This is a genomic window from Streptomyces sp. NPDC087859, from assembly GCF_044742595.1.
Taxonomy (GTDB): Bacteria; Actinomycetota; Actinomycetes; order Streptomycetales; family Streptomycetaceae; genus Streptomyces; species Streptomyces canus_F.
The window spans coordinates 203,954-228,276 of record NZ_JBIUUU010000016.1 but is presented as its reverse complement, the minus strand read 5'-3'; the positions used below and the strand labels follow the sequence as shown (position 1 = coordinate 228,276).

Here is a 24,323-nt window from a genome sequence, read left to right as displayed (position 1 = left end):
AACGGAGGGGCCCGCCATGGGGGACATACGCAGACGAGGGGCCATCGCCCTCGGAATCACCGGACTGATCGCACCACTCACCCTCACGCTGGGCACCGCGCCCGCGCAGGCGGCCACCGCCTGCACCACACAGACCGGGCCGTACCAGAAGAAGGTCGAGAAGTTCCTCGGCCGCCCCGTCGACGGCAAGCAGTCCGCCGCCGACTGCAAGGCCATCCAGGCCTTCCAGACCAAGCACGGCATCACGCCGAACGCCGGCTACGCGGGCGCCGTCACCTGGGGCGTGATGGACCTGATGAACAAGCAGAAGGCCGTCGGGAACAAGCCCAACAAGGACGGCAAGTGCCCGACCAACAAGGGCCGTATCGCCTGCGTCAACCTGACGCTCCAGCTGAGCTGGATCCAGGACGGCAACACCCTCGTCTACGGTCCGGTGCCCGTCCGCACCGGCCGCAACGGCTACGAGACCCGCACCGGTCTGAAGAAGATCTACTGGCGCGACATCGACCACGTCTCGAACATCTACGACGTGCCCATGCCCTACAGCCAGTTCTTCGACGGCGGCCAGGCCTTCCACTCGGTCAACCTCAGCATGTGGAACCCGCCGGGCTCCCACGGCTGCGTCAACATGACCAAGACGACCGCCAAGAAGTACTGGTCGCTGCTGAAGAAGGGCGACGACGTCTTCGTCTACGGCCGCAAGCCGGGCACCTGACCGTCGGCGCCCGGCTCGCTGTCAGCGCATCACTGCGGCGCGTCCCCGAAGTCCGGGATCTCCAGCCGCGCCCCGCCCTGCCGCGCGGAGTCGTGCGCGACGATGCCCGGCAGGGTGTAGCGGGCGGCCACCCACGCGTTCACCGACGGCAGTGTGCGGGTGTTGACCGCGGTGACGAAGTCGTCCACCAGGAAGTGGTGGCTGCCCTCGTGCCCGTTGTGCAGGTTGTCGAACTCCCGGGGCAGCCGGGACCGGTCGTGCACGGGGGCCGAGCCGGAGGTGAAGGCGGCCCGCAGGTCCGGGGCGATGTGCTGGAGTGACGGGTCGTCAGGGGGCAGGGTGGGCTTGGGTTCCAGCAGTTCGCTGATGTCCTTCACCCCGTTCTTGTCCTGCCACAGCGCGAAGGTGGCGAGCTGCTCCATGCTCCCCTCCGTGCCGAAGAAGCGGAAACGGGATTCCCGGATGTGGGAGGGATACCCGACCCGCCGGAACTCGTTGGTCCGGAACGATCCGCCGCCCGCCACCTCGAACAGCGCGGTGGCGTTGGAGATGTCGTTGCCGAACTGGCTGACGTCCTTGTCGAAGACGCCGTCGTCCCGGTCGTCGGCCACCCCGATCGCCGACACGCTCACCGCGTGCGTCTGCCAGGCGCCGAGCACACCGCCCACCGAGTGCGTCGGGTACAGCAGCGGGGGATAGCTGGCGGTCGCCTTCCAGTTCTCGCCGCCGCTGTACTGGTACGCCTCGTAGAACCCCAGGTCCATGTCGTGGACGTAGTCGCCCTCGGCGTAGAAGATGCGCCCGAAGGAGCCCTCCGCGATCTGGTTGCGGGCGTGCACCGTCGCCGGGTTGTACTGGCTGGTCTCGCCCATCATGTACGTCAGTCCGGTCGCCCGGACCGCGTCGATGATCGCCGCGATCTCCTGCGTGGTGATGGCCATGGGTACCGCGGAATAGACGTGCTTGCCGGCGTTGAGGCCCTGCACCACGAGCGGGCCGTGTGTCCAGCGCTGGGTGAAGATCGCGACGGCGTCGACCGCCTTCGACTCCAGCATCGCCTCGTACGAGGGGAAGGTGCCCGACAGGCCTTCGGCGGCGGAGAGTTGCTCGGCCCTTTCCGGGAGGAGATCGGTGACGTAGACGTCGCTGACGCCGGGATGGGCCAGGAACAGTTTCGCGAACTGGCCCGAGAACTGCCCGGCGCCGACGATGCCGAGGGAGAACGTCATGGAGTAAGTGCCTTTCACTGGCCGAGGATGAAGTTGATCTGGTCGTTGGTTTCGGTCAGGCCGCTCACGGGGGCCCCGTTGGCGAAGACGTCCTGCATGGCCGGGCGCATCAGGGCGTAGACGTCCGCCGCGTAGTCGGTGATCGGGAAGGAGAAGGTCCTGGAGTCCTTCTTGTCGGTGACCGGTTCGGTGAAGGCGGACACGTCGATGCCCTTCTTCTTGTACGCGGCCACGGCGGCCTCGGTGCCCGACGGGGTGGCGGGGAAGACGATGCCGTAGCCGCCGACGGTCTTCTGGCACGCGTCGGAGGCCAGGTACCGCACCCACTTCTTCGCGCCGTCCTTGTTGCGGGCGTTCTTGGTGACCGAGTCGGCGAGGCCGTTCATCATCGTGGCCCGCTTGCCGTTCGGGCCGGTCGGTGTGGGGGCGGTGCCGACCCTCAGGCCCTTGGTGCCGTAGTACGTCGAGATCATCCAGGCGCCGTCGAAGGAGGCCGCCGCCCTGCCCGAGGCGACCTGGGCGTTGGCCGGGTTGGCGCCGTCGGTGTAGTCGGTGAAGGGGGCGAGGTAGCCCTTCTTCGCCAGGCCGAAGTACCAGTCGATCACCGACTGGAAGGTCTTGCTGTCGTACTGGTACTTGCTGCCCCAGCGCGCCTTGTCCGTGTAGTGCCAGCCCGCCGATTCCACGAACGGGCTCCAGGTGGTCTGCCCGTCGCCGTCGCCCGCGCCGCCCGTGGCGAGGCCGTACACCTTGACGTTGTTCTTGTCGAAGCCGGGCTCGTCGCCGCGCTTGCCGTTCTTGTCGACGGTCAGATGCGCGATCGCCTTCTCGAAGGTGCCGCCGTCCCGCGGGTTCCAGGCGAGGGTGTTGAGCTCGTCGGCCGTGAGCCCGGCGTCCTTGACCATCTTCTGGTTGTAGAAGAGCGCGACGGTGTCCCAGTCCTTGGGTGCGCCGTAACGATGGCCGTCCTGGCCCGTCCAGTTGGCGCCCAGGCCGGCCTGGTAGGCGGAGTCGTCGATACCGAGGTCGTCCAGCGGTTCGAGCACCTTGAGGTCGGCGAACTGGCCGAACTTCTGGATGTGGTCGGTGAACACGTCCGGCTCCGTGCCGGCGATGAAGCTCGCGGTGAGCTTGGTCCAGTAGTCGGCCCAGCCCATCTGTGTGATCTTGACGTCGAGGCCGGGGTTCTCCTTCTCGAAGCCCTTCGCGCAGGCCTGGTAGGCGGGCAGCTGGTTGGCGTCCCACAGCCAGTACGTCACGGTGTTCGCGCCCGACCCGGCCGCGCCGCCCTGCGCGCACCCGGACACCAGGGTCAGGGCCAGGGCTCCGGACACCGCCACTACGGTACGAATTCGCATTCCGGTCCCCTTACTTGACGCCGGTGAAGCTGATGGTGCTGACGATGCGGCGCGCGAAGGCACCGAAGAGGACCAGCATCGGGAGGGCCGCGATGAGCGTGGCCGCCATCAGGCCGGACCAGTCGTAGCCGGTCTGCGGGGTCTGCGCCCGGAAGATGGCGAGGGCCACAGTGAGGACGCGTGAGCTGTCGCTGTAGGACACCATCAGCGGCCAGAAGTAGTCGTTCCAGGAGGTGATGTACGTCAGTACACCGAGGGTGAGGATCGGTGTGGACGCCATCGGCAGCATCACCCGGAAGAAGATCCTGATCTTGCCGGCGCCGTCGAGCAGGGCGGCCTCCTCGACCTCCCGGGGCACGTTCATGAAGAACTGGCGCAGGAAGAACACCGCGAACGGCGTCATGAACATCGTCGGCAGGGCGATGCCCAACAGGTTGTCGACCAGGCCGAGTTGCTTGATGAGTACGAAGTTCGGCAGCAGGGTGAAGATGGCCGGGACCATCAGGCCGGCCAGGAACAGCCCGAACACCTTGTCCCGTCCGCGCCACCGCAGCCGGGCGAAGGCGTAGGCGGCCATGGCGGAGAAGAAGATCTGGCAGACGGTGATCAGGGTCGAGACGACGACCGAGTTGATCAGATAGCGCCAGAACTTCAGTCCGCCGCCGGAGCCGCCCTGGGCGATGGCCTCCTCGGTGGACTGCAGGCCCAGCGCCCGCTCGAAGCCGCCGGTGGTGAAGTCCACCGGCAGCGGGTCGCCGGGGTGGGCCGCGAGGGCGGTGTTCGAGGACAGCGCGGTGCGCAGGATCCAGTAGAACGGCAGCAGGGTCACGAGGATCATCGCGGCCATCGCCACCCAGGCCACGACCCGTCCCAGGGAGGGGCGGCGTCGGACAGGACGGGTACGGGGCGCCGCAGGTGCGGTCGGCGCGGTCACAGCAGCCATGTCGGTGTCTCCTCTCTCAGCCGAGATCCGTCTGGCCGGCCCGGGTGAGCCGGTACTGCAGGAAGGTGATCGCGCTGAGGACGACCAGCAGGGCCACCGACATCGCGGAGGCGTAGCCGAACTGGAAGCGGCCGAACGCGGCGCCGTAGATGTAGAACTGGAGCACGTTGGTGGCGTTCGCCGGACCGCCGTTGGTCGTCACGGCGACCGTGTCGAACACCTGGAACGACCCGATCACGGTCATGATCAGCACGACCGCGAGGACCGGCCGCAGCAGCGGCATGGTGATCCGCCAGAACATCCGCCACTCGCTCGCGCCGTCCACCTTCGCGGCCTCGTACATGTCGTTCGGAATGGCCTGGAGGCCCGCGAACAGCAGCAGCGCGGTGTACCCGACGTGCCGCCACACATTGATCAGGGCGATCGTCGGGATCGCCCAGGTCTCGTCGGCCAGGAACGGGATGCGGTCGAAACCGAGCCCGGCGATGATCTCGTTGCCGATGCCGAGCTGGGTGTCCAGGATCCACAGCCAGACGATGCCCGCGACCACGTTGGACATCAGATAGGGCGTGAGCACGATCCCGCGCAGCATCGCCGACTGCGTCAACCGCTGCAGGAGGACGGCTATGGCGAGCGCCGAGACCGTCTGGATGCCGATGTTGATGAACACGTACTCGACGGTCACCTGCAACGAGTCCCAGAAGATGGGGTCGTGGACCATCCGCGTGTAGTTGTCGAGGCCCACCCACTCCGCGGGGGTCAGCAGGTTGAAGCGGGTGAAGCTCAGGTAGATGCCCCGCAGCGTCGGCCAGAGCAGGAAGACCAGGAAGCCCAGCAGGGCCGGTGCGATGAACACCGCGGCGAGCCGTCCGTCGCCCCCGCCCTCGCGGGCCCGCGCCTTGCGCGTCCTCGGTTTCGTCGCTGCCTCCTCGGCGCTGCCCAGGGGCAGACGCGACGGGGGGCTGCTGGAGGCGATGGTCATCGGGAGACTCCCTCGTCTGCGGCGGCTCGTCCTCGGGCCACTTACTTTTGTGGCGAAAGAATCCAGCCGTCAAGGGGCGTGCAAACATCTTTTCCAGGCCACCTGGAGTGACGTAGAGTGGTCTTATTGGTTTCATCACGAAAGAAACCTGATGGGGGAGACTGACCTGCATGACCGCAGTAGCCGCCAGCTGGCATCCACTGAGCCCCGGTGAACGCTCGGTGGCGATCGAGGTGCTCGTCAACGGACCGCTCTCGCGCACCGAGCTCGCCCGGCGTCTCGACCTGTCCGCGGGCAGCCTCACCCGGCTCACCAAACCCCTGATCGAGTCGGGCCTGCTGATCGAGGTCCCCGAAGCGGGGGCTTCTGCCGAGGTGCGTACCGGTCGCCCCTCACAGCCGCTGGACGTGGTCGTCGAGTCCCGTTCCTTCATCGGCTTCAAGATCACCGACGACATGGTCTACGGCGTGGTCACCACCCTCAGAAGCGACATCGTGGCCCGCCACGACCGCCCCCTGGCCACCCATGACCCGGCCGAAGTCGCCGACCTGCTCGCGGAGATGACCGACGAACTCGCCCGTGCGCACGGCTCACGTCTCGCCGGCATCGGCATCGGCGTGGGCGGCCTGGTCCGGCGGCGTGCCGTTGTGGGGGAGTCCCCGTTCCTGCACTGGCGGGACGTGCCGCTCGCCGAACTGGTCGAGGAGCGCACGGGGCTGCCGGTCGTGCTGGAGAACGACGTCGCCGCCCTGGTCGAGGCCGAGACCTGGTTCGGTGCCGGGCGCGGACTGGAGCGCTTCGTCGTCCTCACCATCGGCGCCGGCCTCGGCTACGGCCTGGTACTGGGCGGGCGCAGGGTGCCTTACGCCGAGGAGGACCGCGGCTTCGGGCGGCACTGGATCGTCAATCCCAACGGCCCGCTCACCCCCGAGGGGGAACGCGGCAGTGCCGTCTCGCTGCTGACCATCCCCAACATCCGCTACCAGGTGCACGCCGCCACCGGCCGTGACCACAGCTACGAGGAGATCCTCACCCTCGCCGCCGCGGGCGAGCCCATGCCTGCCCGGGTCATCGACGAGGCCGCGCGTGCTCTCGGCACCCTGGTCGCGCAGATCTCCAACTTCGCGATGCCGCAGAAGATCCTGCTCGCCGGCGAAGGGGTCGGTCTGATGGACGTCGCCGGGAAGTCCGTGGCCGAGGCCGTCCGCGCCGGACGGCACCCGCTGGCCGCCCCCGTCGACCTGGAGACCAAGGTGTCCGACTTTCACGACTGGGCCCGCGGGGCGGCCGTCCTGGCGATCCAGGTGCTGGTGCTGGGGACGGCGGAAGCGTGAGTTCCGCCACGGTCGGGGTGTCCGAACTGCCCCACCTGGCCTGCCAGATGCACGTGATCAGCGACACGGTCCGAAATGCCCGAATTACTCGTACTTACTCACGCGGCCTTCACCTCCGGAGCCGTATGCTTCACATCATGTCCACCACTGTTGAATCCGCCTTCGATAGAACGGCTGACGAGGTCAACGAGGAGATCAGGGCCCTGTGGCTCCGGTCGGGCGGGACACTGAGCGGCGAGCAGCGCGAGGAATACCGGCGGCTCGTCCTGGAGTGGGCCGCCGCGGCCCCGCAGCAGGTCTGACGCCTCCACTCGGCAGATCATCGAGGGCACCCGCTCGCACGGGTGCCTTTTTCATGCCCCGCTTTCCCTGCCCCGGCGGCCGACGCCGGGGCAGCCACCACCTCACGTCATCTCAGCCCCAGGTCGCCGAGTAGTACCGCTGATACGCCTTGCGGTCCTGCTCGGCGCGGATGTACCGCGTCGCCACCAGCGCGATCATGCTGCCCCCGATCACCAACAGCCCCGGACCGATGTTCCGGGTGTCCGTGAGCCGGGCCAGCAGCGTCTGCGTGGTCGTGCCGACGCCCGAAGCGGGAGCCGAGGAGCCCGGCGAGGCCGCGCCGGGGGCGATCGCGCCCTGTGTGGCCGCCGCGGACGGCGCCGGCGAGGCACCCTGCTGTCCGGCCCCCGCCTGCTGCTGCGACACGATCATCTGGACCCCGAGCTCAGTCATCGCCTTCGTCACCGGCTGGAAGAACGTCGTCCCGCCCGTCGTGCAGTCACCGCTCCCGCCGGACGTCACACCGAGCGCGATCCCTTCGGAGAACATCGGCCCACCGCTGTCCCCGGGTTCGGCGCACACGTTCGTCTCGATCAGCCCGGTGACCGTGCCCTCGGGGTAGTTCACCGTCGCGTTCAGCGCCGTGACCGTACCGTCGCGCAGTCCGCTCGTACTGCCGCTGCGGAACACCCGCTGCCCCACCGTCGGGTCGGCGGCGCCCGTGATCCGTACGCCGTTGCCGTTGCCGATCGCCACGACGTCGGCGCCGTCCCCCGCCCGTCCGCCGTCGTACTGGACGAGGGAGAAGTCCGCGCCGGGGAAGTTCTGCTCGATGGTCTTGCCGATCTGCGTCCGGCCCCGGTTGTCCGCGAACCAGACGGAGCCCGTGGGCCCGCAGTGCCCGGCGGTGAGGATGAAGTCGCTCTGCCCGTTGGTCACGTTGAAGCCCGCCGAGCAGCGCCCGCCGGTCGACAGGATCGGCTGCGCCCCGTTGATACGGGTCGTGAAGGTGCCCTCGGTGCGTTCCATGCGGACGAAGCCGCCGATGTTCTCGGCCAGTTCGGTCATCCGGGACCAGTCGGCGGCCGAGACGGTGCTGTCGGCCCGTACCACCACCTCGTTGGTCCGGTAGTCCACGGCCCAGGACGTCCCGGCCACCCGGGGCGCCGAACGCAGCGTGCCGGTCGCCGACTTGAGGTCGTCCATGCTGTGCCGCACCACCTTCGCGGTGGCGCCCGCCTTGCGTACCTGGGCAGCCGTGTCCTTGTCGGTGACGGCGACGACCGGGCGCCCCTCGGAGTCGATCCAGGAGCCCGCCGTACGGGACGTGCCGAGCCGCGACACCAGGTCGGAGCCCGTGGCGGAGGCCGACTGCGCGGTCGTACGCGGCAGGGCGGAGGCGTCCGGGGGCTCGCTCGCCATGGCGCGTGTGACCATGACCGAGCCGAGAAGGAGTCCGCCGACGGCGGCCAGCCGTGTCACTCGCCGGACCATCCGTCGTCGTGCGTGCCTCATGCATGGCTCCCGAACCCCGAACAGCACGGCATCAACACCGCGTGGCGCTCCGGTAGTCGAGCACCCCCCTGTCATACGCGGCCCGGGGCGCCCGCGTTCACCTCTTGCGCCCCACTCCGCCGTACAGGGCCACCTGCCGCGGCTCGGCGCCGTGCTCACGCTCGGGACGCCAGCGTGAGCACGACACCACCCCCGGCTCCAGCAGGTCGAGTCCGTCGAAGAACCGGGCCACCGCCTCGGGCGGGCGCTGGGTCAGCCGGGGCGTGCCGTGCGCGTTCCAGAACCGCACGGCCTCGTCGACGTCCGGCATCGACGGGTGGACGACGGTGTGCGACAGCACGAGATGGCTGCCGGACGGCAACGCGTCCATGAGCCGGCGCACGATGCCGTACGGGTCCTCCTCGTCGTCGATGAAGATGACCACGCCGAGCAGCAGCAGGGCGACCGGGCGCGTGAAGTCCAGCGTGAGGGCGGCCCGTTGGAGGATCTGCTCCACGTTGCGCAGGTCCTCGTCGAGATGGTCGGTCGCCCCCTGGGACGTGCTGGTGAGCAGGGCACGGGCGTGGGCCAGGACCAGCGGGTCGTTGTCGACGTAGACGATCCGTGACGCCGGTGCGAGGCGCTGGGCGACCTCGTGCGTGTTGTCCGCGGTGGGGAGCCCGGTGCCGATGTCGAGGAACTGGCGGATCCCGGCCTCCGCGACGAGATGGCGCACCGCGCGCCCCAGGAACAACCGGTCGGCGCGCGCGTACTCGCCGATGCCCGGGTGCAGTTCACGGATCCGGTCACCCGCCGCGCGATCGACTTCGTAGTAGTCCCCGCCGCCCAGCCAGTAGTTCCAGATCCGCGCCGTGTGCGGCTGTAGCGTGTTGATCCGCCGGCGCAGGGTCGCGGCGAGGTCCTCGGCGTCCGTCACAGGGCTCGGGTCTCCTGGAATGCCTGGTGGAGTACTTGGCTTACGACGTCAACCGGCAATCTAGACGGCAGTGTTGATGTTTGGTGAGAGGGCTGCGGCACTTTCCGTGTTTTCCGCGAGCGAGGCCCGGCTGCGCGCGTCCCCCCACACCGACGTCGGCCCCACGAAGGGGCGCAGCAACGCGATGAGCGCCGGGTCCGCGCGCCCGTTCAGCTCGTCGGACGCCAGCTTGCGGGCGATCCCGGCGAGGAAGTCGGCCAGCAGGATCCGCGGGTCCCAGCGCGCCTGCGCCAGCTCCAGACCGGCGAACCCGATCCCGGCCCGCGCCGCCTGCTCCTCGATCCACGCGATGCGCTGCTCGGTGAGCATGTTCTGCCGGTCGTGCACCACCCGCACGGTCCGCCCGCCGGTGCTCCAGTGCGCGACCGTGTGCACGATGGCGGGCAGCAGCGGATTGAGTACCGGGATCACGGGCGGCCCTTCGAGCAGGCGCGCCCGGTAGGCGTCGGCGCGGGACCGGGCCGCCGCGAGCCGCTCCAGGATCTCCCTGCGGGGATGCGCGCGCCGCAGGTCGTCCACCGTGCGGAAGAACCCGTCGACGGGACCCTCCGCCTCCCCGTTGACCCGTACCCGGAGCAGCCGGTTGGCCGCGTCGAGGAAGTCCCGCCACCGCTCCTCGCCGAACTCCCGCCGCCCCAGCCGGTACAGGGCGAGCGCCTCCGTCCCGTCGCCGAGCAGCAGGTCGACGGTCCGGTCCACGACGAAGTACGCCTTCTCGGTGAGGTGGACATGGGCGTGCCCGTCGAGCGGGCCCGAGGGCGAGAGCAGCCACTCCAGGACGTCCCGGTGCTTCTCCCGCAGCAGATGGTTGGCCTTGTACTCGGTGGCGGGCGAGCGGATCCGGTCCCGGACCTCCTGGACGTACGCGGCGGCGACCTCCGTCGGCATGGACACACTGCCGTGCGCGAACACGTCGGTGTTGCCGCCGGTGAGGTTCTCCCCGTCCGACCCCGACTCGTCGCACACGACCTCCAGCGTGTCCCGTGCGCCGTCCCCAGGTTTCCAGGTCACTGAGAAGCCCCCTGTCCGGTGCGTCACCACCAGCATCCCCCGGACGAAACCAGAGGTGAACCGAATTGTTCGCGCCCTGGAGGCACCGGCCCGATGATCTCTGCCTAGACTCCCCGCCATGAGCGACACGCCGCTGGACCGGCTCGGTGCCGGGAAGTACCTGCTGATCACGAGCTACCGCAAGAACGGCAGCCCGGTTCCCACCCCGGTATGGGTGGTGCGCGACGGGGACGCCCTCGGCGTGTGGACGGTCGCCGACTCCTGGAAGGTCAAGCGGATCCGGGCCCGCGCCGACGTCCTCGTCGGCCCCTGCGACCTGCGCGGCAATCCCACCGGCGACCCGGTCCGGGCCACCGCCGAGATCTGCGACGCCGGGACCACTGCCCACTACCGCAGGCTCATCGCCCGCAAGTACGGCATCACCGGCCGGCTCAGCCTCCTCGGCAGCCGGCTGCGGCGAGGCGTGAACGGCACGGTCGGGATCCGCGTCACGCTGTGACGGACGCGGAACACGGCCAGGGGGCACGGACCGGCCGGTCCGTGCCCCCTGGCTCTTTGAGCGGGCCGGCTAGGAGGCGTCCAGCACGGTCCCCGTCAGCACCGGGCGGTCGGGCAGCGGCTCGGCTTCGTAGTCGGTGAGCGCGAGGCGCAGCGACTCGGTCGGCTCGGCCAGCTGGTCCCGGATCGTCACGACGTCGAAGTCGGCGCTCGTGCTCCCGGCCGGGATGCTGGTCCACACCCACAGGTTCGCCTGGGACAGCGGCCGCTCCGGGTCCGGCACGTCACCGGCGTAGTCCATCAGCCACTGCGGGTCCACGTCCTTCGTGGACAGCTCGGCCCCGTCCGTGACCGGCAGCACCCGCACCGGCTGCCAGATGTCCACTGCCGCGGGCTCGGCGAGCGACAACCGCCACTTGAGCGTCTCGCCCTCGTTCACCCGGTCGGCGACCGGGGTCAGGGTGATCACCGGCTCGGGGTCGTCGTTCTCGACGGTGATCCCGCCGCGGTGGGCTCCCACGACGGCGCCCCGCACCGCCTTCACCGCGATGTCGTGCTGGACGTCGTAGGCGAAGGTGGTGTCGCCCTTCACCTCGACCGGCACGTCGACGGTGTTGCTGCCCGGCTTCACCGTGACCAGCTTCTCGGTGGCGGCACCGGAGTCCGGGTCGAGGACGTACACACGGACCTGGCCGCTGCCGTGCCCGGAGACCCGCACCGGGATCCGGTAGGTGACCGTGCCCGAGTCGCCCTCCTTGACGACCGTGCGGCCGACGTCGACGCGCGGCAGTGCCGCCGCCTTGACCGCCGGGGTGCCGGGAGCCCAGCCCCAGGCGTCCATGAGCCAGGCCTTTCCGGAGCCGGAACGCGGGGTGATCTCAAGGGACTTGACGTGCTTGAGGTCGAGCCCCGCGTGGGTGGCGGCGGTGAGCGGTACGCGTACCTCACGCGCCCAGTAGGAGGAGGTGCGGTCGGAGCCCGGCAGGCCGTCCACCTGGACGCGGCCGAGGTCGGCCCGGCGGCCGGCGGCGTCGGTGACGGACACGTCGAGCTTGGTGCCGGTGGTGTTCGGCGGAACGAAGACCCGCAGAGCGAGCTTCTTCGAACCGGCCATCGACAGCGGCTTCGCCGGGGTGATCCGCGCCGCCGTACCGGGCGCCGACCACTTCAGGTCGACCGCGCGGCGGCCGGTCTCCCGTTCGGTCTCCCACCAGGCGAAGTGCGGCGAGGAGCCCTCCGTCTCCGGAGGCAGACAGGACACGGCGGGGTCGGGATCGATCGCCTCGCACAGCCGGGCGCCGGTCACCTTCACCGGACCGTCGGGCAGGAAGCCGCCGGCGCGCCGGCCGCCGACCGCGTGGGTCAGCACCCGGGCCGGGTCGGCGGACGGAGCCCGCTTGCCGGAGCCGTCGAGCAGCGGGCGCACCCGGTCGTCCCCCGCGAGGAACAGCCGGGCGGCGGACGCGATGTAGGTGGCGCCCGCCTTGTGCTGCTGGTCGGCGGTCAGCCTAGTCGCGGTGCCCGGCTCGCACACCGGGTCGGGCCGCTCCTCGTCCTTCCAGAAGTCGTCCCAGGCGGGCGCCTCGGCCTGGCCCGGGGTCCACTCGCTGTTGAAGTAGTTGTGGTTGGCGCCGACCATGTAGACCGCGCTGTGCAGGGCGCCGCCCCGGCTGATCCCGCGCGTCCCGTCGGTGTACACCTCGCCCTGGAGGTCCGACACATCGCCGTCGCAGCCCGGCAGCAGCGTCACGGACGGCACGTCCGCCACCGGATTCTGGCCGAAGATCGTCGGTCCGATGAGTACGGTGCCGCGCACCTTCCAGCGCACCGGGCCCCGGTAGCCGTCCTGGGCAGCGGGCGGCGGGTACAGGCTGTCCATGGCGGCCCGGTTGACGCCCTCGCCGCCGCGGGAGTGCCCGACGAGCAGGACGTGGGAGAGATCGGCCTTCGCGCCCTGGCGCACGGCGGCCGGGGCGGTGTTCGGCCGGGCGGTCCACTCGGCCCAGTGGGCGAGGTGCCGGCGCACCAGCGAGGAGCGCGCCTGGGCACCGGCGTCATCGGCCCCCGCGTCCTGGGCGTTGATGCCGTTCGCCGAGATCGACACCGTCACATAGCCCTGGGAGGCCAGGAGTTGCTGGTCGCGCTCGTAACCCCGGTAGCTGGGGATCGATTTGTAGCCGTCCGGGCAGGGCCACTCACCGGACACGTCGTCCTCGGCGCCCGGCTTGTAGCAGGTGGAGTGGCGGCCGTGCAGGAACAGCGCGAGCGGACGGGCGCCCGTGGCGCCCTTGGGGGCCACGACCTCGGCCCGCATCTCGATCGGGGTCTTGTAGCCGGGCAGGCGCACCGCGTCGAGCTCGTACTCCCCGCTGACCGTGCGGTACGACCCGGGCTTCCCGGGGTCGACGGAGTTCGCGGGCAGCGCGGCGGACTGCTTCGGAGCGACCCGGGAGGCCTTGCCCCGGTCGTCGTCGGAGGCGTCCAACCGCCGTCCTCCGGCGGTCACCTGAAGGTCCGTCAGCCCCTTGGCGGTGGCTCCCGCGAGGTTCAACCGGAAGGTCCGGCCGTCCTTCGCCGGCTGCGGCACGCCGAGCAGCCGCTCCCCGGCCCGGAACTCGACACGCGCGTCCCCCATGGGTACATGCTCGGGAGCGCGCCAGACCAGCTCGCGGGCCGCTCCTTCGCCGTCGATCCGCCAGCCCGGCGGCAGTCCGTTCTCGTCACTCGCACTCAACGTCCCTGTATCGGGCGGCTGTTGAGCCTGTACCGGTCCGGGCGAGCCCGCCAGGGCCGCCAGCACCGCCACGGCGGTCACACATATTCGCCGGGCACGGATCAAGGTTCACTCCTCAAAACCCAGAGCGCAGGCGTCCCGTCGGTCCCGGAAAGCCTCTCGCGTCACAGAGGACGGGTGAGAAGCGTCTGTGGGTTGTCTGTGCGAAGGGGCGAGTGAGGGCCGAGGGATGTGATCAAGCCAGCGGAGCGCACGCGGGACTGGCGTGCCGTACGACGGGAAAGGCCCTCACAATGAGCCGAACTCCCTTTCTCCGCGCGGCAGTCGTCGGCACCGGTCACCGCGCCCAGCTGTACACCCGGGCCCTCGCCGCCCGCCCGGGCCACCAGGTCGCCGCCCTGTGTGATCCCAGCCCGACCCGGATGGCCTTCCACAACCGGCTGCTGGCCGAGGCCGGCGAAGGCGCCGCCACCCAGTGGGAACCCGAGCGCTTCATGGACCTGCTGGCGAAGGAGGACATCGACGAGGTCGTCGTCACCACCGTCGACGCCGCCCACGACCACTACGTCGTCCCCGCCCTGAAGGCGGGCTGCCGCGTGATCACCGAGAAGCCCATGACCGTCGACGCGGACCGCTGCGCCCGCATCCTGGACACCGTCCGGGAGACCGGCAACTCCCTGACCGTCGCCTTCAACTACCGCTTCAACCCCGTGCACGAGAAGGTGCGTGCCCTGCTCGCCGAGGGCGCGATCGGCGAGGTCGTCTCCGTCCATTTCGAGTGGCTCCTCGACACCCGCCACGGCGCCGACTACTTCCGCCGCTGGCACCGGGACAAGCGCAGCAGCGGCGGGCTGATGGTGCACAAGTCGAGTCACCACTTCGACCTGGTCAACTGGTGGCTCGCCGACGTACCGCACGAGGTCTTCGGCTACGGACGACTCGCCTTCTACGGCAGTGCGGCGGGCGAGCGCCACGGGCTGCGCCGCGACTACGAGCGGGCCCACGGCGCCGCCCCGGCCGACGACGACCCCTTCGCCCTGGACCTGGCGGCCGACGACACACTGCGCGCCCTCTATCTGGATGCCGAGCAGGACGACGGCTACGTCCGGGACCGCAACGTCTTCGGCGAGCCCGTCACCATCGAGGATGACATGGCGGTCCTGGTGCGCTACACGCGGGGCGCGACGATGACGTACCACCTCACCGCCTACTCCCCGTGGGAGGGCTACCGGGTCATGTTCAACGGCAGCGCCGGGCGGCTGGAGCTCGAGGTCGAGGAGAGCCGCTGGCAGCGGCCGTCGACGCGGATCACCTCCGGCACCGGAGCGGTGCACGGGGACACGGCCGCGGAGCACGCCGGGGGTGCGCGGCTCGTCCTGCGGCCGCTGTGGGAACCGCCGGTCGAGGTGCCGCTGGTCACCGCGCACGAGGCGCACGGCGGGGGAGACCCGCGGATGCTGGACGCGCTCTTCGGCCCCGTGGACGCGGGCACGGTGACGGAGGAGGGGGCGCATCCGACGGCCACGGAGCGCGACGGGGCCCTCGCACTGGCCGTGGGGCTCGCCGCCAACCGGTGCTTCGAGACGGGGCGGCCCGTGGCTGTGCGGGCGCTGATCCGTGGGGTATGGGACGACTGAGCCGATGCGCGGGGTGGTCGGGTGGGACCGGTGACCAGGAGATCCGACCGGGAACGGCGGCCCGGCCCGGCCCGTCAGCTCCAGGCGCGGTAGGGCTCGTCGATCAGCTGGAAGACGGGCTCGCCGCGCACCGGGTCCTTGGCCGCGGACAGCCGCACCCGGTCCCCGCTGTGGATGCCGATGAGCGGGCCCATGACCCGGCCACGCACGACGAACCCCTCGGCCATCTCGATCATCGACACATTGCGCGCGGCGGGGGTGTTGCGGTGCACCACCGAGGAGTGACGGACGATCCCGACGCCCTCGCTGCGCTCCGTGCGCAGGTCGCTGCCCTGGCAGACCGGACACAGCAGCCGGTGGTACATCGCGGTGCCGCACCAGGTGCAGCGCTGGAACTGCATGGCGTCGGACGCGGGGGCCGTGGGTTCGAGCAGGCCCGCTGCGGAGCCGGATCCCTGACGGACAACGCTGGCTGAGTGGTGGTACACGCTGGTCAACTCCCTGCGCTCGGGCGGAATCCCACATGCCCGGTTCGCTGTGCCACCGTGCACGCCAACAATGTATGGCACTGAGTGCCACCCGTAAAGGTACTGCGTACCCTGAATTTTTCGGCGGTCCCGTCGGGGGCGGCCGGGGTCAGTCCTCGCCGAGCGTCGCCTCGATCTCCTGGACGACCCGCCACAGGGGCGCCCCGCGCCGGGAGACGAGGACCACGACGTCCTCGGTGCGCTCGGCATCGGCAGGCGGCGCGCCGAACGCGGACCGGACGTAACCGAGCGCGTGGTCCATCTCCGTGCCTACATCGCCCTCGCCGTCCGAGCGCAGCCAGGAGCGCAGGGCGTTGTTGTGCGCCGCGGCGACGGCCGCCGCTGCCACGTCGGCCTGCAGGGCCCCGTCGCGCCGCCCGGCGAGCCGTCCGCGGAGGTACTCGGCGAAGGCGCGCTCGTAGCGCCACACCACGGAGAGCTCGTACGCGCGCAGCCCGGGAACCTGCTTGGTGAGCCGATAGCGCTGCACCGAGAAGGCCGGGTTCTCCGTGTACATCCGCAGCACCAGCCGGACCGCGTCGCAGACCCGCTGCACCGGCTCGTCGGCGTCGTCGCCGGCGGCGAGAAAGGCCGTCACGTCGGCGAGGCAGCCCTCGTGGTCGGGGAAGACCACGTCCTCCTTGGAGGGGAAGTAGCGGAAGAACGACCGGCGCCCCACCCCGGCGAGCGTCACGATGTCGTCGACCGTGGTCTGCTCGTACCCTCGCTCCGTGAACAGCTGGAAAGCGGCCGCGATCAGGGCGTCCCGCATGGGCGGCTTGGTGGGGGCCGCTTCCGTCTTCTCGCTCATGGACGGGAACGTAGCACCGGAGCGGCATGGACAGCACTCAGTGCGCTCTTCTGGGGAACTGAGTGCCGAGTGTCATGGCGGTCGATCGTATTGATCGGAAGTGATCGATACGATTTGTGGGCGTAGAGTGAGCGATTCGGGATCACGCTCCGCGTGGGTCCGTAGACCGTTCGTCCGGCCTCGCCCCAGGGGGATTCCATGCGACTGCACGTCGACCAGCGCCATGAGCGGGTACTCGAACTAGTCCGGCAGCGGGGCAGCCTCCGGGTCGCCGAACTCGCCGCCGAACTCGGGGTCTCGGCGGTCACCCTGCGGCGCGACGTGGAGGCGCTGGCGGCGCAGGGCCGGGTGCAGCGGCTGCACGGTGCGGTGGTGTGGCCGGGGGAGGGGGCGGTCGAGGTACGGGAGCGGGCGGAGGACTCCGAGGGCGTCGTGATCGGAATGATCGTGCCGACCACGAACTACATCTTCGCCGACATCGTCCGCGGGGCCCGGGAGGCCGTCGCCGCGCAGGGAGCACGGCTCGTGCTCGGGGTGACCGGATACGTCGACGCCGAGGACGCGGTGCAGGCCGAGCACCTGGTGGCGGGCGGGGCCGAGGGACTGCTGGTCGCGCCCAGCTGGTTCGGCGGCGTACCCGTCGACGGCCAGGAGAAGTGGCTGCTGGAGCGCGATGTACCGGCCGTTCTGGTGGAGCGCTCCGCGCCGCCCGCGAACCCGGCGGCGGTGCTCGACCGGGTGCGCACCGACCGGGCGCACGGGGCCGCGGTCGCCGTGAGTCACTTCGCCTCGCTGGGACACCGCAAGGTCACCGCCGTGCTGCAGGACGGCCCGCACGCCGTACAGATCTCGGCGGGTTTTCAAGCGGCGGTGCAGTCCTTGGGGCTCGACGTCGACACGGCAGCCCCGAGCGTGCGTGAGCACGGCGACTATGAGGCGAGCGTCGACTACCTGGTCGAAGCGGTGAAGAAGCGCGGCGTCACCGCGGCACTGGTGCACAGCGACGAGGACGCGATCGTGCTCGTGCCCCGACTCCAGGCGTGCGGCATCCGCGTGCCGGACGATCTGGCGCTGATCGCCTACGACGACGAGGTGGCCGGTCTCTCCGACGTGCCGCTCACCGCCGTCGCGCCGCCCAAGCGCTCGGTCGGGGAACTGGCCGCTCAGCTGGTGCTCCAGCGGCTCGCGGAGCGCAGGAGCGGCCAGCGGCCGGGTCCGCGTCAACACCTCGACCTGCTCCCGGAGTTGAGGATCCGCTCCTCTTGCGGTGGCGACTCCGCGGCGAGTTGAAGCTCAATGATCGATCGATGAGCGTTGTTCGATCGTTTTGATTGTCTTGCGCGAACGCTCTTGACTCCGATCGTGTGTGCACAAAAGATGTCCTCCGACCGCCTCTTTCCGTACGAGGTCTCGTAGGAGCCGTACATGACGCGCACTTCACGTTCGTTCCGCACCGCAGCCGTAGCCGCCGTCGCAGCCCTGGGCCTGTTCGCCACCGCCTGCGGCGGCGACGGTGACACGTCCGACTCCGCGTCCGACGGCAAGCCGGTCACCCTGGACTACTGGACCTGGACACTCGGCGCCAAGTCGACCGTCGAGGCGTTCAACAGGACCCACAAGGACATCCGGGTCAAGTTCACCGAGATGCCGAGCGGCACCGAGGGCTACAGCAAGATGGCCAACGCGGTGAAGGCAGGCAACGCGCCCGACGTGGCCACGATCGAGTACCAGATGGTCCCCGAGTTCGCGAGCCAGGGGAACCTGATCGATCTGACCGAATACGCCGGTGAAACGGTCAAGTCGAAGTTCCCGGAGTCCATCCAGAGTCTCGTGACCTTCGGCGGCAAGACCTGGACCGTCCCGTACGACGCCGCGCCGCAGCTGTACTACTACCGGACCGACCTGTTCGAGAAGTACGGCATCGAAGTCCCCAAGACCTGGGACGAGTTCAGGACGGCCGCGGAGAAGGTCAAGAAGGAGGACAAGAACGTCCGCCTGGCCTCCATGCCCAAGAGCGACCCGGCACTGCTGGCCGCGCTGTCCTGGCAGGCCGGCGGCAAGTGGTTCGCCACCGAGGGCGACGCGTGGAAGACCGGCGTGAACGACGCCGACACCAAGAAGGTCGCCGCTTACTGGGACGGTCTGGTCGAGAACGACCTTGTCCAGACCTTCACCGGCTGGAGCCCCGAGGAGACCAAGGCCCGCGCCTCCGGCAAGACCCTCTCCTTCCTCGGCGCCTCGTGGTCCGCGGGCGGCATGAAGACCTCGATGCCCGACCTCTCCGGCAAGTGGGCCGCGGCCCCGATGCCCAACTGGGGCACCGCCGCCAGCGGCAACTACGGCGGCACCTCCTACGGTGTCCTCAAGGGCAGCGACCACGCCGAGGCCGCGGCCGAGTTCATCACCTGGCTCACCACGGACAAGGCCGGCGTCGAGGCCCGGCTCGCCGACCTGGAGTCACCCAGCAGCGCCCTGCCGGCCAACCCGGAGATGCGTGAGGTGGCGGCCGCCAAGTTCGACACCGCGTACCTGAACGGCCAGGACCTCTACGCGCTCGCCTCCGAGCAGGTCGACACCATCGTGCCCGGCTGGACCTGGGGCCCGAACCAGATGGACGTCTACACCGCCGTCCAGGACGCCACCGCCAAGTCCGGCTTCACGGCGGGCGTCGACGCGGGCCAGGACAAGGCGGAGTCCGGCATCACGGAACGCGGACTCAAGCTCGCGAAGTAGCGGACCGGGACGACGGCGACCGCGTCGGCAGCCGTCCCGCCCAGGACAGGCCCACCGAACGCACCGCGCGACGGACCGGACCCACCTGGACCGAAACGCCTGCCCCTCCCCACCTCACTCACCCCCCCCGTCAGGCATGGGGCCGTGCCCGAACCCACGACACGGCCCCGCCACGTACGGCACCGACTGCCCCCACCGGCCACTCCAGGCAGTAGCTGCACCGACCCGATCGTTGTCCGCACCGACCACAGCCTTCAGCCACGGGCCCGGTCATTCCAGGCGCTCGACTGCACCGACCCGCCGCTCTCGGCACCGACTACACCCTCCGGCACCGGCCCGGGCACTCAAGGCACTGGCTCCACCGACGCGGTTACCTCCGGCACCGACTACACCCCGGCCCACCGGCCTCGCCGCCTCCAGCACCGGCGCCGCCCGCAAGCCTCGCCCCGGTCGGCCGTCGGTCCGGGTCGACCGGCCCTACTCGCTCCGCCAGGCCGCCCCGGCGGCCTCTCACCCCGCCCCCCGCATGAGCCCCACCCACCCCGCCGTCAAGGAGCCCCCGTGGCACTCTCCTCCGCCCGACCCGCGAGCCGGTCGGCCGTGCGCCGGCCCCCGGACCGGTCGCCGGGCGTCTCGAAACTGCGACGCAGTCAGCGTCGTACCGCCGCGCTCTTCATCGTTCCGTTCTTCGTCCTGTTCACCGCGGTGATGGCGGCGCCCATCGGCTACGCGGTGTGGATGAGCCTGTTCCAGGAGCGGTCCTCAGGACTCGGCTTCGGCGGCACCGAGCGCGTCTTCGCCGGCTTCGCCAACTACGCCAACGCCCTGGGCGACGCCGGGTTCCGGAGCGGCTTCGCGCACATCGCGCTCTACTGCGCCCTGTACATCCCGGTGATGATCGGCGGCTCGCTCGCTCTCGCGCTCCTCGTCGACTCGGCCCTCGCCCGCGCCAAGCGCTTCTTCCAACTCGCCCTGTTCCTGCCGCACGCCATCCCCGGACTGATCGCTTCGATCATCTGGATCTATCTCTACACCCCGGGCCTGAGCCCGGTGATCGACGGGATCGGCGCGCTCGGCGGCTCCTGGGACTTCTACAGCAACGACCATGTGCTCGCGTCGATGGTCAACCTGTGCGCGTGGCAGTGGACGGGCTACAACATGGTCATCTTCTACGCCGCTCTCCAGGCCGTCCCGCGTGAAGTGATCGAGGCGGCCGTCGTGGACGGAGCCGGAGCCATCCGCACCGCCCTCCAGATCAAGGTGCCGATGATCGCCTCCGCGGTCGTCATGACCGTCCTGTTCACCTGTGTCGGCGCGATCCAGATCTTCACCGAGCCGAAACTCCTGGGCCAGCGGGGCGCGCCCTCCATCGACACCGAGTGGTCGCCCACCCTCTTCATCTGGAAGGCCGGCTTCGTACAGCACGACTACGGCCTGGCCGCCGCCGCGTCCCTGATGCTCGCCGCGCTCGGTGTGGCCCTCTCCTATCTCGTCACCCGGCTCGGCAACCGGTGGAAGGCGGCCACGTCATGATCACCCTCACCCACGACACCGCACCCGCCACCCGGCAGGAGGCCGGCCCCCGCACCCCCGCGCACTCCCGCCGCCGCAGCTCCGCGGGCACCCTCCTGTCCAGGGGCGCCGTCAACGGCATCCTGCTCGTCGCCGCGTTCTACACACTCATGCCGGTCAGCTGGCTGCTGTTCGCCGCCACCAAGAACCACCGCGACCTCTTCGCCACCTCCGGCTTCGCGTTCGGCGACTTCAACCTCTTCGCGAACCTCGAGCGCCTCTTCACCTTCAACGACGGCATCTACCTGCGCTGGTTCGGCAACAGCGTCCTCTACTCCGTGGTCGGCTCGGCCGCGTCCACGTTCCTGTGCGTCGCCACCGGCTACGCCTTCGACAAGTACGACTTCAAGGGCAAGGAGAAGCTGTTCGGCCTGGTGCTCGGCGGCGTCCTCGTGCCCACCACGGTCATCCAGCTGCCGATGTACCTCCTCGCCACCAAGGCGGGCGTCGTCAACACGTACTGGGCGCTGCTCCTGCCCGCCCTCGTCAACCCCTTCGGTGTCTATCTCGCCCGCGTCTTCTCGGAGGGTTACGTACCGAACGAGGTCCTGGAGGCGGCCCGGGTCGACGGAGCCGGCGAACTGGGCATGTTCGCGCGGATCGCTCTGCCCATGCTGGCCCCCGGTTTCATGACGATCTTCCTGTTCTCGTTCACCGCGAGCTGGAACAACTTCTTCGGTGCCCTCGTCATGCTCAACGACGACAAGCTCTACCCGGTCAATCTGGGGCTGTTCATGTGGAACAGCACCACCGCGCAGCAGCCCGAGTTCTACTCGCTGGTCATCACGGGCTCCCTCGTCGCCGTCGTCCCGCTGATCGTCGCGTTCGTCTGCCTGCAGCGCTTCTGGCGCTCCGGCCTGACCGCCGGCGCCGTCAAGTGACGCCGCCCGCCCCGGAAGGCACCCTCCTGAACAGCATCCATCCGTCGGCCGCCCTGCCCCGCCCGCACACCCTGCTCGCCATGGGCGCCACCATCCACCAGCGGCTCCTGACCGAAGGCGGCCTGGACCGGCTCCCCTCCGTCGCCCGCGTCGACACGGCCACCGTCGTCACCGACCTGACCACCGCCGACGCCCGTCAACTCGCCGTGACCGAGGTTCTCTTCACCCACTGGGGCGCACCGGAACTCACCGAGGAGGCCCTGCACCGGCTGCCACGGCTGCGCGCGGTCGTGCACGCCGCCGGCTCGGTCAAGCACCACGTCACCGACGCCGTCTGGCGACGCGGCATCGCGGTCTCCTCCGCGGCCGCCGCCAACGCCCTGCCGGTGGCCGAATTCACCCTGGCCGCCATCCTGTTCGCGAACAAGCGCGTCCTGGAGGTGGCCCGCGGCTACGCCACCGCCCGCGCCCGGCCCGACCTGCTGCCGTACTTCAGCGGTCACGGCAACTACCACCGCACGGTAGGCATCGTCGGCGCCTCGCGCATCGGACGCCGGGTCGTCGAGCTGCTGCGCCCGCACGACCTCGACGTACTCCTGCACGACCCGTACGTCACCGAACAGGAGGCCCGCGTCCTCGGAGTGGAGCCGGTCGGACTCGACGAACTCGTCCGCCGCAGCGACGTGGTCTCCATCCACGCGCCCCAACTCCCCGAGACGCAGCACATGTTCGACACCCGCCGCCTCGCACTCCTCAGGGACGGCGCCACGCTCATCAACACCGCGCGGGGCTCCCTCGTCGACACCGCCGCCCTCACCGAGCACCTGGTCACCGGCCGTGTCCACGCCGTCCTCGATGTCACGGAACCGGACGTGCCGCCCGCCGACTCGCCGCTGTACACGCTGCCCAACGTGCTGCTCACCCCGCACATGGCCGGCTCCCTCGGCAACGAGCTGCACCGGATGACCGACTGGGCCATCGACGAGGTCTCCCGGTACGCGCAAGGCTTGCCGTTCGCCCACGAGGTCGGGTCCGAGGAACTGTCGCGCTCGGCCTGAACACCCCACACCCGAAGGGACATCCCGTGCAGGATCGTGTTCTGGTCGTCGGTATCGACGGCGTACGCCTCGACGTACTGAGGCGCCTGCCCACCCCGCACCTCGACGCTCTGGCGGCCGACGGCTTCCTGACCCCCGTCGAGGTGGACGCGGACACCCCGACCATGTCGGGCCCGTGCTGGGCGACCGTCGTCACCGGCGTGTCGGTGGCCAAGCACGGGGTGTGGAGCAACAACTTCACCGGCCACCGGCTCGACGTGTTCCCCGACTTCACCACCCGCCTCGCCGAGAAGGACGGCAGCCGCACGTTCGTGGCCGCCGGCTGGCAGCCCCTGATGCAGGTCCGCAGCGGCGGCCCGCTCTTCCGGGCCCCGTCCCGGTCCGTCTACATCGCACCGGCCGAGGACACCCCGCCGGCGTGGGAGGAGTGCGACGAGCAGATCACCACGGCGGCCGCGCGCGTGCTCGCCGAGGAGGACATGCGGGCGTCGTTCGTCTACCTCGGCGCGCCCGACGAGACGGCGCACTTCCTGGGCTGCGGCGAGGAGTACGAGACCTCGGTACGAGAGGCCGACGCCCGCCTCGGCCGACTGCTGGCGGCGGTGCGTTCCCGGCCTTCGTACTCCGGCGAGCGCTGGACCGTCCTCGTCGTCACCGACCACGGTCATGCCGACGCGGGCGGCCACGGCGGCCGTACGACCGAGGAGCGCACGGCGTGGCTGATCGCGGCGGGCCCGGGCATCGGCGCGCCGCCACCCGTCGTGCGCCACGTGGATGTCGCGGCCCAGGCGCTGGTCTCCGTGGGCCGTCATCCGGACCGGCACTGGTCGCTGGACGGCCGCCCCTTCGCCGCCCGCCCGCATGCCGTTCTCCTGGACATGGACGGCACCCTCGTCGACACCGAGTCGCTGTGGCTGCGCACGGTCCGCGAGATCGCACCCGACGTCGACGTGGCCCACGTCCTGGGCCGCTCGGTCGCCGACACCGCCGCCCACCTGCACACACGCACCGGCGCCGACCCGCAGGCCCTCGCCGCCGACCTGGAGTCGCGGTTCCTGGCGGCCGTCCAGAAGGACGTCACCCCGCTGCCGGGCGCCCTCGACCTCCTGGACCTCCTCGCGGCGTCCGACATCCCCGCGGCCCTGGTGTCCGCCTCCTCGCGCCCCGTCGTGGACGCGGTCCTCGACGTGCTGGGCGCCCACCGTTTCCGTACGACGGTCGCCGAAGGCGAGACGCCCCGCACCAAGCCCGCTTCGGACCCCTACCGTGCGGCGGCCCGTGCGCTCGGTGTCGACCCGGCGGCCTGCCTCGCGGTGGAGGACTCACCCATCGGCGTGCGGGCGGCCGAGGCGGCGGGGTGCCGGGTGCTCGCCGTCCCCTCGTACGCGGCGATCGATCCCGCGCCCCGGCGGACCGTGCTCCCGGACCTGAAGGGAATCGGCCCCAGGGAACTGTGGACGGCGGGACTGTGACCGCGCGGAGCGCACGGACCTCGTAGAGCGCGCGGACCTCGCAGGATCTCGCAGG

General features: G+C 70.3%; 21 protein-coding genes. 11 read left to right on the top strand and 10 right to left on the bottom strand.

Annotation, left to right across the window (positions count from 1 at the left end):
* The first annotated feature begins 16 nt into the window (after positions 1 to 16).
* A complete protein-coding gene (locus ACIOHP_RS35575) occupies positions 17 to 715 on the top strand; it encodes a L,D-transpeptidase family protein (protein ID WP_401893839.1) in 699 nt (232 codons plus the stop codon).
* Between the two features lie 29 nt (positions 716 to 744).
* Here ACIOHP_RS35575 and ACIOHP_RS35570 read toward each other — a convergent pair whose 3' ends face one another.
* Genes ACIOHP_RS35570 through ACIOHP_RS35555 form a run of 4 tightly spaced genes read right to left on the bottom strand, consistent with a single transcriptional unit; the run spans position 745 to position 5,227 of the window.
* Positions 745 to 1,944, bottom strand: a complete 1,200-nt coding sequence (locus ACIOHP_RS35570) for a Gfo/Idh/MocA family protein (protein ID WP_401893838.1) — start codon at positions 1,942 to 1,944, stop codon at positions 745 to 747.
* A 14-nt stretch (positions 1,945 to 1,958) separates the two neighbouring features.
* Positions 1,959 to 3,302 (bottom strand): ABC transporter substrate-binding protein, encoded by a 1,344-nt coding sequence (locus ACIOHP_RS35565; RefSeq protein WP_401893836.1) that lies wholly within the window; start codon positions 3,300 to 3,302, stop codon positions 1,959 to 1,961.
* A gap of 10 nt (positions 3,303 to 3,312) precedes the next feature.
* The gene (locus ACIOHP_RS35560) at positions 3,313 to 4,245 is read right to left on the bottom strand and encodes a carbohydrate ABC transporter permease (RefSeq protein ID WP_401893834.1); all 933 of its coding nucleotides are present in this window, start codon (positions 4,243 to 4,245) and stop codon (positions 3,313 to 3,315) included.
* Between the two features lie 16 nt (positions 4,246 to 4,261).
* Complete coding sequence (locus ACIOHP_RS35555) at positions 4,262 to 5,227, bottom strand: sugar ABC transporter permease (RefSeq protein WP_361551584.1); 966 nt, start codon at positions 5,225 to 5,227, stop codon at positions 4,262 to 4,264.
* Between the two features lie 170 nt (positions 5,228 to 5,397).
* Here ACIOHP_RS35555 and ACIOHP_RS35550 point away from each other — a divergent pair, with 170 nt between their 5' ends.
* Together ACIOHP_RS35550 and ACIOHP_RS35545 are read left to right on the top strand one after the other, a co-directional pair.
* The gene (locus ACIOHP_RS35550; protein WP_401893832.1) at positions 5,398 to 6,561 is read left to right on the top strand and encodes an ROK family protein; all 1,164 of its coding nucleotides are present in this window, start codon (positions 5,398 to 5,400) and stop codon (positions 6,559 to 6,561) included.
* Positions 6,562 to 6,698: 137 nt separating this feature from the next.
* The gene (locus ACIOHP_RS35545; RefSeq protein WP_361551887.1) at positions 6,699 to 6,863 is read left to right on the top strand and encodes a hypothetical protein; all 165 of its coding nucleotides are present in this window, start codon (positions 6,699 to 6,701) and stop codon (positions 6,861 to 6,863) included.
* Between the two features lie 112 nt (positions 6,864 to 6,975).
* On the opposite strand, the gene ACIOHP_RS35540 is transcribed toward ACIOHP_RS35545, so the two are convergent.
* From ACIOHP_RS35540 to ACIOHP_RS35530, 3 genes are all read right to left on the bottom strand, one after another.
* Complete coding sequence (locus tag ACIOHP_RS35540; protein ID WP_361551590.1) at positions 6,976 to 8,358, bottom strand: S1 family peptidase; 1,383 nt, start codon at positions 8,356 to 8,358, stop codon at positions 6,976 to 6,978.
* 97 nt (positions 8,359 to 8,455) lie between these two features.
* Complete coding sequence (locus tag ACIOHP_RS35535; RefSeq protein WP_361551593.1) at positions 8,456 to 9,274, bottom strand: SAM-dependent methyltransferase; 819 nt, start codon at positions 9,272 to 9,274, stop codon at positions 8,456 to 8,458.
* Between the two features lie 60 nt (positions 9,275 to 9,334).
* Positions 9,335 to 10,345: a hypothetical protein gene (locus ACIOHP_RS35530; RefSeq protein ID WP_401893830.1), complete on the bottom strand. Its 1,011-nt coding sequence runs from the start codon at positions 10,343 to 10,345 to the stop codon at positions 9,335 to 9,337.
* A 118-nt stretch (positions 10,346 to 10,463) separates the two neighbouring features.
* Here ACIOHP_RS35530 and ACIOHP_RS35525 point away from each other — a divergent pair, with 118 nt between their 5' ends.
* Positions 10,464 to 10,844, top strand: coding sequence for a PPOX class F420-dependent oxidoreductase (locus ACIOHP_RS35525; RefSeq protein WP_361551599.1), 381 nt, complete (start codon positions 10,464 to 10,466; stop codon positions 10,842 to 10,844).
* Positions 10,845 to 10,913: 69 nt separating this feature from the next.
* Here the strand turns inward: ACIOHP_RS35525 and ACIOHP_RS35520 are convergent, their stop codons facing one another.
* Positions 10,914 to 13,658, bottom strand: a complete 2,745-nt coding sequence (locus ACIOHP_RS35520; RefSeq protein ID WP_401893900.1) for a hypothetical protein — start codon at positions 13,656 to 13,658, stop codon at positions 10,914 to 10,916.
* Between the two features lie 212 nt (positions 13,659 to 13,870).
* Here ACIOHP_RS35520 and ACIOHP_RS35515 point away from each other — a divergent pair, with 212 nt between their 5' ends.
* On the top strand, positions 13,871 to 15,214 hold the full coding sequence (locus ACIOHP_RS35515; protein ID WP_401893829.1) for a Gfo/Idh/MocA family protein: 1,344 nt from the start codon (positions 13,871 to 13,873) through the stop codon (positions 15,212 to 15,214).
* 74 nt (positions 15,215 to 15,288) lie between these two features.
* Here ACIOHP_RS35515 and ACIOHP_RS35510 read toward each other — a convergent pair whose 3' ends face one another.
* Entirely contained in the window at positions 15,289 to 15,702 is a 414-nt protein-coding gene (locus tag ACIOHP_RS35510; protein ID WP_361551609.1) for a zinc ribbon domain-containing protein, read from the bottom strand.
* Positions 15,703 to 15,850: 148 nt separating this feature from the next.
* Complete coding sequence (locus ACIOHP_RS35505) at positions 15,851 to 16,552, bottom strand: TetR family transcriptional regulator (RefSeq protein WP_401893827.1); 702 nt, start codon at positions 16,550 to 16,552, stop codon at positions 15,851 to 15,853.
* 198 nt (positions 16,553 to 16,750) lie between these two features.
* Here ACIOHP_RS35505 and ACIOHP_RS35500 point away from each other — a divergent pair, with 198 nt between their 5' ends.
* From ACIOHP_RS35500 to ACIOHP_RS35475, 6 genes are all read left to right on the top strand, one after another.
* Positions 16,751 to 17,842: a substrate-binding domain-containing protein gene (locus tag ACIOHP_RS35500; protein ID WP_401893825.1), complete on the top strand. Its 1,092-nt coding sequence runs from the start codon at positions 16,751 to 16,753 to the stop codon at positions 17,840 to 17,842.
* A gap of 135 nt (positions 17,843 to 17,977) precedes the next feature.
* Positions 17,978 to 19,285 carry an ABC transporter substrate-binding protein gene (locus ACIOHP_RS35495; RefSeq protein ID WP_401893823.1) on the top strand — a complete coding sequence of 436 codons (1,308 nt, stop codon included), beginning with the start codon at positions 17,978 to 17,980 and terminating at the stop codon, positions 19,283 to 19,285.
* Between the two features lie 708 nt (positions 19,286 to 19,993).
* A complete protein-coding gene (locus tag ACIOHP_RS35490) occupies positions 19,994 to 20,818 on the top strand; it encodes a sugar ABC transporter permease (RefSeq protein WP_361493050.1) in 825 nt (274 codons plus the stop codon).
* Entirely contained in the window at positions 20,815 to 21,738 is a 924-nt protein-coding gene (locus tag ACIOHP_RS35485) for a carbohydrate ABC transporter permease (RefSeq protein WP_401893821.1), read from the top strand. The genes ACIOHP_RS35490 and ACIOHP_RS35485 overlap by 4 nt, the downstream gene beginning before the upstream one ends.
* A gap of 80 nt (positions 21,739 to 21,818) precedes the next feature.
* The gene (locus ACIOHP_RS35480) at positions 21,819 to 22,796 is read left to right on the top strand and encodes a hydroxyacid dehydrogenase (protein ID WP_401893899.1); all 978 of its coding nucleotides are present in this window, start codon (positions 21,819 to 21,821) and stop codon (positions 22,794 to 22,796) included.
* 26 nt (positions 22,797 to 22,822) lie between these two features.
* Positions 22,823 to 24,268 (top strand): HAD-IA family hydrolase, encoded by a 1,446-nt coding sequence (locus tag ACIOHP_RS35475; RefSeq protein ID WP_401893819.1) that lies wholly within the window; start codon positions 22,823 to 22,825, stop codon positions 24,266 to 24,268.
* Positions 24,269 to 24,323: the final 55 nt, after the last annotated feature.

Excerpts from the sequence above, each read along its gene's own strand:
- ACIOHP_RS35575 (WP_401893839.1), top strand. The coding sequence starts at position 17 with ATGGGGGACATACGCAGACGAGGGGCCATCGCCCTCGGAATCACCGGA.
- ACIOHP_RS35570 (WP_401893838.1), bottom strand. The coding sequence starts at position 1,944 with ATGACGTTCTCCCTCGGCATCGTCGGCGCCGGGCAGTTCTCGGGCCAG.
- ACIOHP_RS35565 (WP_401893836.1), bottom strand. The coding sequence starts at position 3,302 with ATGCGAATTCGTACCGTAGTGGCGGTGTCCGGAGCCCTGGCCCTGACC.
- ACIOHP_RS35560 (WP_401893834.1), bottom strand. The coding sequence starts at position 4,245 with ATGGCTGCTGTGACCGCGCCGACCGCACCTGCGGCGCCCCGTACCCGT.
- ACIOHP_RS35555 (WP_361551584.1), bottom strand. The coding sequence starts at position 5,227 with ATGACCATCGCCTCCAGCAGCCCCCCGTCGCGTCTGCCCCTGGGCAGC.
- ACIOHP_RS35550 (WP_401893832.1), top strand. The coding sequence starts at position 5,398 with ATGACCGCAGTAGCCGCCAGCTGGCATCCACTGAGCCCCGGTGAACGC.
- ACIOHP_RS35545 (WP_361551887.1), top strand. The coding sequence starts at position 6,699 with ATGTCCACCACTGTTGAATCCGCCTTCGATAGAACGGCTGACGAGGTC.
- ACIOHP_RS35540 (WP_361551590.1), bottom strand. The coding sequence starts at position 8,358 with ATGAGGCACGCACGACGACGGATGGTCCGGCGAGTGACACGGCTGGCC.
- ACIOHP_RS35525 (WP_361551599.1), top strand. The coding sequence starts at position 10,464 with ATGAGCGACACGCCGCTGGACCGGCTCGGTGCCGGGAAGTACCTGCTG.
- ACIOHP_RS35515 (WP_401893829.1), top strand. The coding sequence starts at position 13,871 with ATGAGCCGAACTCCCTTTCTCCGCGCGGCAGTCGTCGGCACCGGTCAC.
- ACIOHP_RS35505 (WP_401893827.1), bottom strand. The coding sequence starts at position 16,552 with ATGAGCGAGAAGACGGAAGCGGCCCCCACCAAGCCGCCCATGCGGGAC.
- ACIOHP_RS35500 (WP_401893825.1), top strand. The coding sequence starts at position 16,751 with ATGCGACTGCACGTCGACCAGCGCCATGAGCGGGTACTCGAACTAGTC.
- ACIOHP_RS35495 (WP_401893823.1), top strand. The coding sequence starts at position 17,978 with ATGACGCGCACTTCACGTTCGTTCCGCACCGCAGCCGTAGCCGCCGTC.
- ACIOHP_RS35490 (WP_361493050.1), top strand. The coding sequence starts at position 19,994 with ATGGCGGCGCCCATCGGCTACGCGGTGTGGATGAGCCTGTTCCAGGAG.
- ACIOHP_RS35485 (WP_401893821.1), top strand. The coding sequence starts at position 20,815 with ATGATCACCCTCACCCACGACACCGCACCCGCCACCCGGCAGGAGGCC.
- ACIOHP_RS35480 (WP_401893899.1), top strand. The coding sequence starts at position 21,819 with ATGGGCGCCACCATCCACCAGCGGCTCCTGACCGAAGGCGGCCTGGAC.